Raw genomic sequence first — 12,730 nt, 5'->3', positions numbered from 1 at the left:
TCCCCGAAACCAACATCCTCACCCCCATTCCACTCCACCAACAACCGCTCCCGCTCCACCCCACCCAACAGATCGACCCCACCCACAGGAAGATCGGCGCCGATGTCCACGAGCCGGGCGAGGAAGCTCAGGAACCGCTCCTGGTGGTCGGCGAGTTCCTCTTCGCTGTAGAGATCGGGATTGCCTTCGAAGTCGATCTGGAGGCCTTGGCCCCCGGGCTGGGGATAGACCACCACGGAGAGGTCGTCCGCCGGTCCCAGGTTCAGGCTGTGCACGGTGGCCGTGCAGTCGGCGAAGGCCAGCTCGGCCCCGAACGTCATGATGTTGACCTGCGGTCCGACCAGACGCTGGTCGTCCTGGAGGAGTCCGAGGTCCCTGCGGATCTCCTCGTAGCGGTAGCGCTGGTGCCGCATGGTGGCGCGCATCTCGTGGGAGGTGTGGCTCAGCAGCTCGGGCAGCGTCATGTCGGGCCGTACCGCGAGCCGGAGCGGAAGCACGTTGGAGACCATGCCGGGGGTGCTGAGGGCCATCCGGCCGAGCCGGGTGGTCACGGGCAGTCCGAGGACGGTCTCCGTTCCCCTGGTCAGCGCCTGGTGGTAGGCGCCGAAGGCGGCCGTCACCGCCACGACCCACGGCACCCCCGCGTCACTGGCTGCCGCACGCAACGCCTGCTCGGTCGACCCGTCGAGGAATGCCGTACGGCGCAGCAGCCCGTGCGGGGTGACGGGCCGGCTGCCCGACAGGCTCACGGGTACCGGCCGGTCGCCGAAGCTCTCGGTCCAGTGCGCCTTGTCCTCCGCGTGCTGGTCCGACACGCGGTAGGCGGCGTCCGCGTCCACCAGGTCCCGCAGGGAGCCGAAGGGGCTGTCCCCACAGGGTTCGCCGGAGGTGAGCGCGGTGTAGACCTCGGCGACCCGGCGGCCCACGAGGGCGCTGCTGAAGCCGTCGAGCGCGATGTGGTGGCACCTGTGGTACCAGATGAACCGGTCCGTCCCGGTGCGCAGCAGCGCGTGGGCGAACAACACGTCGGCCAGGAGGTCCACGGGACGGCCCAGCTCCTGACGCATCCAGGCCTGGGCGGCGCCGTCCGGGTCGGGCTCGGACGTGAGGTCGAGCCGGGAGAAGACCCAGTCGGTGTCGGGGCCGACGCTCTGGCGGGGGCCGTCCGCGTCCTCGGAGAGCCGGATCCGTGCCGCCTCGGTCTCGGAGACGACGCGGCGTACCGATTCCTCGAACCGGTCAGGGTCCAACCGGCCGTGGATCTCCACGTACTGCCCGCCGTTGTAGATGGGGTTGTCCGGGTCCAGACGCTGGGCGAACCACATGCCGCTCTGGGCGGCCGTCAGCGGGAACCAGACTTCCTGTCGGTCAGACATGGTGTTTCATCCTCGGTCAGATCCAGCGGTGCGGACTTCGGCGGGCAGCGGGGGCCGGTGAGGTGTTCACCGGCCCCCCGCGGGCCCGGGGATCAGGCAGCGGCGGGGTCCATCGCCGCGGCCAGGCTCTTGGGCCGCATGTCGGTCCAGTTCTCGTTGACGTAGTCCAGGCAGGCCTGCCGGTTGTCCTCGCCGTGCACGGCGGTCCAGCCGCCCGGGATCGCGACGAACGCCGGCCACAGGGAGTGCTGGCCCTCGTCGTTGACGAGCACGAAGTAGGAGGTGTCCGGGTTCTCGAACGGGTTGCTCATGATGGGTACCTTCCGATGTGTGGTGCGAACGCGTTCCGGTCGGAACGCCCGAGTTTCAGTGCAGTGAGCGCAGGCGCGCGGTCAGGGCCCGGCCGACCTCGCCGATGGGCCCCGGCTGGGTCATCTGACCGTGGTTGCAGTCCATGTGGACGACGTCCAGCGGCTGCGTCACGTACGGGTCCCAGGAGGCGACGTCCGGGGGCATCTCGCCGCGGTCGAGCGCGGCGAAGAAGTACAGGACGGAGCCCTGGTACACCCCGGGGACGTACTCCCGGAAGATGGTGTTGATGTTGTTGTAGGCGACGTACATGCTCTCCAGCTGGTCCTTGTCGAGAGCACCGAGGGCCATGCCCGACTCGCGCAGCAGCACCGCGACGGTGGCCGCGTCGACCGGCCCCTCGTACGCCGTGATGCCCGCGCCCTCGAGGAGCCCGAGCAGCCACTCGCGCTCCGTGCCGAGGCCGCGTCGCAGATCCGCCTCGTAGTCGTTCTCGGCGGGGTACGAGTCCAGCATGGCGAGCAGGGCGACTTCCTCGCCCGCTGCCTGGAGCTTGGTGGCCATCGCGTGCGCGGCCACGCCGCCGAAGGACCATCCCAGCAGGTGGTAGGGGCCCTCGGGCTGGATCGCCTTGATCTGGTCGAGGTAGTCGTCCGCCATCTCCTCCAGCGTCCGCGGCAGGTTGTCCCGCTGGGTGAGCCCCCGCGCCTGGAGCCCGTAGACCGGACGGTCGGGCTCGATGTGGCGGAGCAGTCCGTAGTAGTCCCAGCTGGCTCCCATGCCCGAGTGGACGCAGAACAGCGGCGGCAGATCGCCTCGGGAGCGCAGCGGCAGCATGACCTCCAGCGGGTCGCCGTCACTTCCGTGGTCCATGCGTTCGGTCAGGCGGGCCACCGTCGGGGCCTCGAAGAGGCTCCTGATCGTCAGCTCCACTCCGAACGCGACCCGGATCCGGGCGGCCAGTTCGGTGGCGAGCAGCGAGTGTCCGCCGAGGTCGAAGAAGTTGTCGTCCATCCAGACCTGGGGCAGGCCCAAGGCCTCGGCGAACAGCTTGCAGAGGGTCTCCTCGCGGGGCGTGCTCGCCCCGCGCCGGTTCGAGTCGCCTCCGTACGCCGGCAGCGGCAGGGCCCTGCGGTCCACCTTTCCGTTGGCCGTCAGCGGCAGCTCCGCCAGGACGACCACGGCGGACGGCACCATGTACTCCGGCAGCGACTCGGTGACGTACTGGCGCAGTTCGGCCGCCTCGGCGGTGCCCTCCGGCCGCAGGGTCACGTAGACGACCAGCCGCTGGTCCCCGGGGGTGTCCTCACGGACGATCGCCACGGCCTGGTGTACGGCGGCGTGCCGGGCCAGCGCGGTCTCGATCTCGCCCAGCTCGATGCGGAAGCCGCGCAGTTTGACCTGGTCGTCGGCGCGGCCCAGGAATTCCACGGAACCCTGGGCGTTCCAGCGGGCCCGGTCCCCGGTCCGGTACATCCGCGCGCCCGCCGCGCCGAAGGGGTCGGCGACGAAGCGTTCGCTGGTCAGGGCACGGCGGTCGAGATAGCCACGGGCCAGTCCGGCGCCCCCGATGTACAGCTCTCCCGCCACCCCGACCGGGACCGGCCGCAGGGCGTCGTCGAGGACGTAGATCCGGGTGTTGTCCAGGGGCCGCCCGATGGGGAGGACATGCCCCTCCTCGGGGGGCTCGGACATCCGGTGGCTGGTCGCGAAGGTGGTCGTCTCGGTCGGCCCGTATCCGTTGACCACGGTGAGATGGGGGTGCGTCGTCAGCAGGCCGCGCACCGCGGCCGGCGAGACGATGTCGCCGCCCGCCCAGACCTCCCGTACGTGGGCGAAGCTGCCGGGCGCTTCCTTGGCCATCAGGGAGAAGAGGCCCGAGGTGAGCCACAGGGCGCTGACCTTCCCCTCCTCCAGGGCCGCGCGCAGCACGTCGGCGTCGAACTCCCCCGGCGGCAGCATCACCGACTGGCCGCCGTTGAGCAGCGGGACCCACATCTCGTAGGTCGAGGCGTCGAAGGTGTGCGGCGAGTGCAGCAGTACCCGGTCGTGGTTGCCGCCCCGCCATCGCGAATCGAGGGCGAGGTGCGCCACGTCGCGGTGCGTGGTGATGACGCCCTTGGGGGTGCCCGTCGAACCGGAGGTGTAGATGACGTACGCCGGGCAGTCGGCGTACAGGGGTGCGTGCCGCTCGGACGGGTCCGGGTCGGTGTCCGCCAGGGCTGCCGTCCGGGCGCCGACCGCCGCGTCGTCGAGGAGGATCCGGGGAATCGCCTCGGTGAGTTCCTCCGGCACCCCGTCGGTGGTGGTCAGGACGGCCGCGGGGGCGGCGTCCGCGAGCATGAAGCGGATCCGCTCGGCCGGGTAGCCCGGGTCCACCGGCAGGTAGGCGGCGCCGGCCTTGAGCACGGCGAGTACGGCGACGAGCAGCTCCACCGTGCGGGGCAGCGCCACGGCCACGTACTGCTCGGGGCCCACCCCCTCGTCGATCAGCAGCCGGGCGAGGCGATTGGCGCGGGCATTGAGCTGCGCGTAGGTCACCTCGGTGCCGGCGGACACCACGGCGGTGTGCTCGGGCGTCCGCCGCACCTGGGCCTCGAAGAGCTCCGGAAGGCTGCCCGTGGTGACGGGGACAGCGGTGTCGTTCCACTCGTCCAGCAGCAGGCTGCGCTCGGCGGCGCCCAAGATCTCGATGGTGCTGGAGGGCGCGTCCGGGGTGGTGGTCACGGCTGCCAGCAGCTGGCCGAGAAGGGTGCCGAGGCGTGCCACCGACTGCCGGTCGAAGAGGTCGGTGCCGTAGCGGATGGCGCCCACGATGCCGTCGGCGGAGCCGTCGGCGGCGAACTGCTCCGCGAGCTCGAAGTAGAGGTCGAACTTGCTGGTGCCGGTGTCGACCGGCTGCAGGACGACGTCGAGACCGGGCAGGTCGACTTCGGGTTCGACGTTGTTCTGCATGCTGAGCATGACCTGGAACAGCGGGTGGCGGGCCAGCGAGCGCTCGGGGTTGAGCACCTCCACCAGCCGCTCGAACGGCACGTCCTGATGCGCGTACGCAGCAAGGTCCGCCTCCCGCACCCGCGCCACCAGCTCACGGAACGTCGGATCCCCCGACACATCCGTCCGCAGCACCAGCGTGTTCACGAAGAACCCCACCAGATCGTCCAGTGCCTCATCGGTCCGCCCCGCCACCGGCGTCCCCAGCACGATGTCCTCACCCGCACCCAGCCGCGACAGCAGCAGGGTGATCGCGGCCTGGACGACCATGAAGACGCTGGCTCGCGAACCACGCGCCAGCAGCGTGAGCTCCCGGTGGAGCGCGGCGTCGAGCCGGATCTCCAGGGTGTCGCCGCGGAAGCTCGCGATGGCCGGACGATTGCGGTCCACCGGCAGCTGCAGTTCCTCCGGCAGACCGGTGAGCGTCTCCTTCCAGAAGGCGAGCTGCCGGGAGATGGCGCTCTCGGGGTCGTCCTCGCTGCCGAGGACGTCCTGCTGCCACAACGCGAAGTCGGCGTACTGCACCGGCAGCGGCGTCCACTGCGGCGCTTCCGCGCGCAGCCGGGCCGCGTAGGCCACCGACAGGTCGCGCGCCAGCGGTGCCATCGACCATCCGTCCGCCGCCACGTGGTGGAGCACGAGGGACAGCACCACTTCACCGGATCCGGCCAGCTCGAAGAGCGTGGCACGGAACGGCAGGTCGGTCAGCAGGTCGAACCCGCGGGAGACCTCAGCCGTCAGCGCGGCGGGCAGGCTCGCCTCGTCGGTCTCCACCACCGTCAGTTCGACGCCGTCGACCGACAGGTCCACCGGCGTCCGCAGAGGCTTGCCGTCCGCTTCGGGGAACACCGTCCGCAGGGTCTCGTGACGGCCGGCCACATCGGTCAGCGCGGCACGCAGCGCTTCCCGGTCCACGTCGCCGGCCAGGCGGACCAGGAACGGGATGTTGTAGCTGGCGGCGTGCTCCTCGAAGCGGTTGATGATCCACTGCCGGCGCTGGGCGAACGACAGCGGTACCACGTCGGGGCGCGGCTGCGGGACCAGCGCCTTGCGCGCGGCGGCCGCGGTGTCGAGCCGGCCGGCGAGGGCGGCGGGGGTGGGGTGCTCGAAGAGTTCCCGGATCTCCAGCTCCGCCCCCAGCGTGGAGCGGATCCGCGACACCAGCCGGGTCGCGAGCAGCGAGTGGCCGCCCAGTTCGAAGAAGTTGCCCTCCGCGCCGACCCGGGGCAGCTTCAGTACCTCGGCGAACAGTCCGCACAGGATCTCCTCCTGCGGTGTCTGCGCGGAGCGTCCGGCGGTCAGGGCCGTCAGGTCGGGGGCGGGCAGGGCCTTCTTGTCCAGCTTGCCGTTGGGGGTGAGCGGCAGCCGGTCCAGGAGGACGAACGCCCCCGGGACCATGTGGTCCGGCAGCCGAAGGGCGGCGCCGCTGCGCAGCTGCGCCGCGCTGAGCTGCCGGCCTTCGACGGGCACCGCGTAGCCCACCAGCCGCTTGTCTCCCGGGCGGTCCTCCCGCACCGTGACGGTCGCCTGGGCGACACCGGGCAGGGCCGAGAGGACCGCCTCGACCTCCCCCAGCTCGATGCGGAACCCACGGATCTTGACCTGCTCGTCCGAACGCCCGACGAACTCCAGAACCCCGTCCGCCCGCCATCGAGCCAGGTCACCCGTGGCGTACATGCGCGCCCCGGGCTCCCCGAACGGGTCGGCCACGAACCGCTCGGCCGTCAGGCCGGCACGACGCAGGTATCCCCGCGCCAGTTGTCCGCCGGCGAGGTAGAGGTCGCCGGGAACGCCGGGGGCCACCGGCCGCAGCGCGGAGTCCAGTACATAGGCGCGGGTGTTGGCGACCGGCGCGCCGATCGGCGGAACACCGCCGTCGGCTGTCAGCGGTGCGCTGAACGTCGAGACCACTGCGGCCTCGGTCGGTCCGTACGCGTTGATCAGGCGACGCCCGGCATCCCAGCGCGCGATCACCTCGGGCGGGCAGACCTCGCCGCCCGTGACGACGGTCTCCAGCAGTGGCAGGCCGACCGCGGGCAGCGTGGCCAGCACCGAGGCGGACATCATGACGTGGGTGGCGGCCTGCTCCTCCAGTGCCGCGGCGAGTTCGTCGCCGACCAGCTGACCGGGCGGGAGCACCAGCGCCGCGCCGGAGAGCAGCGCCATCAGCACGTCTCCCACGGACGGGTCGAAGTTCGTGGAGACCGCCTGGAAGACGCGGCTGCGCGGACCGACGCCGAGCGTGTCGATGTGCGTGGCGGCCATGCTCGCCGCGCTCCGGTGCGGCATCACGACGCCCTTGGGACGTCCGGTGGAGCCGGAGGTGTAGATCACGTAGGCGGGGTGACCGACGTCCAGCGGTGCGACGCGTTCCCCGTCGGTGACGTTCCCCGTGGTGAAGGCGGCGAGTTCCCCTTCCGGCACCGGCGCGGAAAGCGTCAGGGCCGGCGCGGAATCCTCCATCATGTACGCCACTCGGTCGGCCGGGTACTGCCGGTCGACCGGGAGGTAGGCGGCCCCCGCCTTCCACGCACCCAGCACGGCAGTGATCCAGTCCACCGAGCGCGGCAGCGACAGCGCCACCAGCTGCTCGGGGCCGACCCCGTGGCCGATCAGGTAGCGGGCCATCCGGTTGGCCCGGGCGTTGAGTTCCGCGTACGAGAGCTGCTCGTCGCCCTGGATCACCGCGACGGCGTCCGGGGTCCGGGCGGCCTGCGCTTCGAACAGCTGCGGCAGCGTCTGCGCGGGGACGTCCCGAGCCGTGTCGTTCCACTCGGCCAGGACCTGCTGCCGTACCGCGGGGTCCAGGAGGTCGACGCGGCCCACGGGCAGTTCGGGGTCGGCGGCGATGGTCTCGAAGATCCGGACCAGCTGGGCCAGGTAGCCCTCGGCGGTCACGCGGTCGATGAGGTCGGGCCGGTAGGCGAGTTTCAGCATGAGCTCGCGGCCCGGGCCGGCGGCGAGCGCCAGCGGATAGTGGGTGGCGTCACGGCCGGAGCCCCCGGAGACCTGCGCCCCGGTGGTGGAGGACTCCAGGGTCTCGGTGTCCACGAACTGGTTCTCGAAGACGGTGGCGGTGTCGAAGAGGTTGCCGAGGCCGACCGCGCTCTGTATGTCGGTGAGACTCAGGAACTGGTGGTCCATCACCTCGATCTGCTGTTCCTGGAGCCGGGAGATGATGCCGCCCAGCGACTCGGCCGGGTCCAGGCGCACCCGGACCGGCAGGGTGTTGATGAACAGGCCGACCATCGACTCGATGCCGGGTATCTCCGGGGGCCGGCCCGAGACCGTGGTGCCGAACGTGACGTCGCCGCGGCCGGTCAGGGCGCCGAGCAACAGCCCCCAGGCTCCCTGGACCAGGGTGTTCATCGTCCAGTCGCGGCTGCGCGCCAGCCGCGAGAGGGAAGCCGTGAGCTCCTCGGACAGGGACCCCATGATGTTCTCGGGCGCCACCTTCACCTGGCTCGGGGCATCCGGTACGAGCAGCGTCGGCGCGGTCACCCCTTCCAGTACCGTGCGCCACACCCGCTCGGCGGCCGGCCGGTCCTGCTTGGAGAGCCACAGCAGGTACTCGCGGTACGGCGTGACCGGCGGCAGCGCCGAAGCGTCGCCACGGCCGGCGTACAGCGCGAACAGTTCACCGATCAGGATCGGTGAGGACCAGCCGTCCGTCAGGATGTGGTGCCGGGTCATCACCAGCTGGTGCTGGTCCTCGCCGAGCTTGACGTGGATGAACCGCATCAGGGGCGGGCGGGCCATGTCGAACCTGCGGGCCCGGTCCTCGTCGAGGAGGCGCTGCACTGCGGCGTCACGCTCGTCGGGGGCCAGCGCGCTGAGGTCCTCCTCCTGCCAGCGCAGCGGCACCTCGCGCCGGATGACCTGCACGGGGCGCTCCCCCTGCTGGCGGAATCCGGCGCGCAGCACGGCGTGCCGCTGCTGGAGGGCTTTGGCCGCCAGCCGCATGGCGGCGGGGTCGAAGTCGGCGCCCAGGTGGAAGACGCTCTGCACGGTGTAGAGGTCGAGGCCCTGCGTGTCGTACTGCGCGTGGAAGAGCAGGCCTTCCTGGAGCGGGCCCAGCGGCAGGACGTCTTCGATGCGGGACTGCTTCATTCCGACCACTCCTCGTCGTCCTCGTCCAGCTCGTCTTCCAGCTCGTCTATCTGTGCCTGGGTGAGGCTGACCAGGGAGAGGTCCGACGGGACGGTGCCGCCCCCGCCGCCCTGGGCCACGTGCTTCACCAGCGCGTCGAGCGCCCGTGCCCAGTTCTCGCTGATCTCGCGCACCTCGCCCTCGGTGAAGAGCGCGCTCGGCCACGACCAGACGGCGGTGAGGCGCGGGCCCGACCGGTGGTCCTCGGTGAGCGCGTTGACCGAGAGGGCATGCGCGATCGGTGCGTCCTCGTCCAGCAGACCGGCGATCTGATCGGTGGCCGGGGACCAGTCGCCCGCGACCGAGAGGTCGGCCGGCGCGAAGCGGCCCAGGTAGTTGAAACCGATCTGCCGGGGCAGGTGTTCGGCCAGGGCGCTCGAGGTGTCCGCGTTGACGTAGCGCAGCAGACCGAAGCCCATGCCGTTGTCCGGCAGCTCCGCGAGCTGTGCCTTGACGGTGCTCAGGGCCGCACCGATGGCCGGGCCGCCGGCCCACACCTGTGCCCAGTCCACCTCTCCCGGGTCCAGCCGGACCGGGTAGACGTTGGTGAACCAGCCGATCGTGCGGGAGAGGTCGACCCCGTCGACGAACTCCTCGCGGCCGTGCCCTTCGAGGTCCACCAGGACCGCGTTGTCCTCACCGCCGCCCCGGCGGCGCCGCCAGTCGGCGACGGCCAGCGCCAGCGTGGTCAGCAGTACGTCGTTGACACCGGCGTTGAAGGCGGCCGGAACAGTGGTGAGCAGGGCGGTGGTGCACTCCGCCGAGAGTTCCTGCCTGACCAGGCGCAGGGTCGCCATCACGTCCTGCGTGGGGTCCAGCGGCCGCTCGGTGAGCAGCTCGTCCGGGATGTCGAGCAGGTCGTTCCACAGGGCGAGCTGCTGGGTCCGCTCGGCGGTGTACGCGGCTTCCTGAAGGTGCTCGGCCCAGCGCTTGAAGGAGGTGCCCACCGGCTCCAGGGCCGGCTGCTTGCCGTCGGCCAGAGCCTGCCAGGCCGCGGCGAGGTCCGTTTCCAGGATCCGCCAGGACACGCCGTCCACCACGAGGTGGTGCTGCACCATGAGGAGCTCTCCCGACCGTCCGGGGCCGGCGTCGTACCAGACCGCCTGGAACATGGCGCCCTGCTCGGGCGAGATGCGGTCCCACGCGGCGTCGGAGCGCTGCTTGCGGACCGTGTTCAGCGCGTCCCCTTCGAGGCCGCTGACGTCGACCCGCTCGACGCAGTCGGCGGCCCGTACGGCCCCGCGCTCGCGGATCTCCAGCTCCCATTCGCCACCGTTCACGGCGCGCTTGAGGGACATGCGCAGCGCGTCGTGGTGGTCGAACACCGCCTGGAGCGCGTCCGTCAGCCGCTCCAGGCCGAGGTCCGCGGGGACTCTCAGCACCTTGGACTGGCTGTACCGGCCGATCGGACCGCCCCGCTCCCGCAGACGGTGCATGACCGGCAGCAGCGGCATCTTGCCGGTGCCGGTGTCCGCGCCCTCCACCTTGGGAGCCTTCACGCCGCCCGCCGCGGCGGCCAGCGCCTCGACGGTCTTGTGCTGGAAGACGGCGCGCGGGGTGACGGCCAGACCCGCCTTGCGGGCGCGGCTGACGAGCTGGATGGAGACGATGCTGTCGCCGCCGAGATCGAAGAAGCTGTCGTCGATACCGACCTCCGGCACGCCCAGCAGCTCCTGGAACAGCCCGCACAGGATCTCTTCGGCCGGTGTGCGCGCCGCGCGCTTGGCGCCCTCGCTGCCGTAGTCGGGTGCGGGCAGCGCCTTGCGGTCCAGCTTGCCGTGCGCGGTGAGCGGCAGTGCGTCCAGGACCACCACGGCCGCCGGCACCATGTACTCGGGCAGGCGCTCCGCGAGGCTCTTGCGCAGCGCGGCCGGGCCGGGCTTGCCGCCACTGGCCGCCACCACGTAACCGATGATCTTCCGGTCGCCGGGAGCGTCCTCGCGGACCACCACCGCGGCCTGGGCGACGGAGTCCTGGCTGACGAGCGCGGACTCGATCTCACCGAGTTCGATGCGGTAGCCCCGCACCTTGACCTGGTCGTCCACCCGGCCGAGGTACTCGAGGTTGCCGTCAGCCCGCCAGCGCGCCAGGTCGCCCGTACGGTACATCCGCGCGCCGGACGGCCCGTACGGGTCGGCGACGAAGCGTTCGGCGGTCAGCGAGCGCCGGTTGAGGTACCCGCGGGCGATGCCGGCGCCGGCGATGTACAGCTCGCCCGCGACACCGGGGGCGGTCGGGCTCAGACCGGCGTCGAGGACGTACAGCCGGGCGTTGCCCTGCGGACGGCCGATCGGGACGGGCCCGGACGGGACCTCCGCGCCCGGCTCGATCCTGAACTCGGCGCAGTTGACGGTGGCTTCGGTGGGCCCGTACACGTTGAGCACGGTGGCCAGGGGGTGCTGGGCGCGCCACTCGGTGACCATGTCGCCGAACAGGGCTTCGCCACCGAGAAGCAGTTCACCGGCCGGGGAGAAGGCGTCAGGCAGGGAGCCCAGGAGCGGCAGGTGGCTGGGGGTCGCCTTGAGGAAGGTGCAGGGCGCACCCCGCAGACCGTCCAGCACCGCCGTCCCGGCGTCCTCCTCCAGCGCCGTCAGGTGGACGGTGCCGCCGACCACCAGCGGCGTGAACAGCGCCGTGACGGTGAGGTCGAAGGAGAGCGTGGAGTGCAGGATCGCGGCGCCCTGCGCGCTCGGGTAGGAGGCACCGGTCCACGCCAGGTAGTCGGCGACGGAGCGGTGCTCGACCACGACGCCCTTGGGCGTTCCGGTGGAGCCGGACGTGTAGATCACGTAGGCCGGGTGGGAGGGGCGCAGCGGCACCCGCCGGTCGCCGTCCGTGGGGGAGTCAGCGGACTGCGCCGCGACGGCGGCGGCCGTGTCCTCCTGGTCGAGGACCAGCTGCGGTACCGCGCCGGACGGAAGTCCGGGCGCGGTGGCACCGTCGGTGAGCAGGAGGGCGGGGCCGGCGTCCTCGATCATGAACTGGATGCGCTCGGCCGGGTACTCCGGGTCGATCGGCACATAAGCGGCGCCGCACTTGAGCACCGCGAGCACCGCGGTGATCTGGTCCACGGACCGGGGCAGTGCGATGGCCACCAGCTGCTCGGGGCCCGCGCCCCGGGCGATGAGGTGGCGGGCGAGGCGGTTGGCGCGGGCGTCGAGCTGGGCGTACGTGAGCGACTCACGCTCGTGCACCAGTGCGGTGCTGTCGGGCGTGCGCGCCGCCTGCGCCTCGAACAGCTCGGGCATCAGCAGCTGCGGGACCTCGCGCTCGGTGTCGTTCCACTCGACCAGGACACGGTGGCGCTCCGCGTCGTCGAGGACCTCGATGCGGCCGATGGCCTGCTCGGGGTCGGAGGCCGCGGAGTTCATGACGCGGACGAACCGGGCCAGCAGTCCCTCGGCCGTCTCGGGGTCGAACAGGTCGGAGCTGTAACGGAGGTAGCCCTCGATGCCGTCGGGGGCGCCGTCGCCGTCGAAGCGCTCGGCCAGCTCGAAGGAGAGGTCGAACTTGCTGGACGCGATGGCGACCGGCTCTTCGGCGGAGGTGACGCCCGGCAGGTCGGTCTCGGGCTCGGCGTTGTTCTGGAGGATGAGCATGACCTGGAAGAGCGGGTGGCGGGCCAGGGAGCGCTCGGGGTTGAGCACCTCCACCAGCCGCTCGAAGGGCACGTCCTGATGCGCGTACGCAGCCAGGTCCGCCTCTCGGACCCGCGCGACCAGTTCACGGAACGTCGGGTCCCCCGACACGTCCGTCCGCAGCACGAGCGTGTTGACGAAGAAGCCCACCAGATCGTCCAGGGCCTCGTCGGTCCGCCCCGCCACCGGCGTCCCCAGCACGATGTCCTCACCCGCACCCAGCCGCGACAGCAGCGCGGTCAGGCCGGCCTGGACCACCATGAA

Annotated in this window: 4 protein-coding genes; all 4 read right to left on the bottom strand. The window is 71.5% G+C overall.

Features of this window, described 5'->3' with window-relative positions; all coding sequences use genetic code 11:
* A partial coding sequence (locus AB0D94_RS36890; protein WP_362062028.1) for a condensation domain-containing protein occupies positions 1-1,376 on the bottom strand: 1,376 nt, incomplete at its 3' end.
* A 92-nt stretch (positions 1,377-1,468) separates the two neighbouring features.
* Positions 1,469-1,687: an MbtH family protein gene (locus AB0D94_RS36885; RefSeq protein ID WP_362062025.1), complete on the bottom strand. Its 219-nt coding sequence runs from the start codon at positions 1,685-1,687 to the stop codon at positions 1,469-1,471.
* Between the two features lie 55 nt (positions 1,688-1,742).
* Positions 1,743-8,789 carry an amino acid adenylation domain-containing protein gene (locus AB0D94_RS36880; protein ID WP_362062022.1) on the bottom strand — a complete coding sequence of 2,349 codons (7,047 nt, stop codon included), beginning with the start codon at positions 8,787-8,789 and terminating at the stop codon, positions 1,743-1,745.
* Positions 8,786-12,730: amino acid adenylation domain-containing protein (locus tag AB0D94_RS36875; RefSeq protein WP_362062019.1), on the bottom strand; the 3,945-nt coding region annotated here is incomplete at its 5' end. The genes AB0D94_RS36880 and AB0D94_RS36875, both read right to left, overlap by 4 nt.

Origin of the sequence: Streptomyces sp. NPDC048255 (assembly GCF_040652415.1) — a bacterium.
Lineage (GTDB): Bacteria > Actinomycetota > Actinomycetes > Streptomycetales > Streptomycetaceae > Streptomyces.
The sequence above is the reverse complement of the archived record's forward strand: the minus strand, read 5'-3'. Positions and strand labels throughout refer to the sequence as shown.

Coding starts and splice junctions, on each gene's coding strand:
- AB0D94_RS36885 (WP_362062025.1), bottom strand. CDS start 1,687: ATGAGCAACCCGTTCGAGAACCCGGACACCTCCTACTTCGTGCTCGTC.
- AB0D94_RS36880 (WP_362062022.1), bottom strand. CDS start 8,789: ATGAAGCAGTCCCGCATCGAAGACGTCCTGCCGCTGGGCCCGCTCCAG.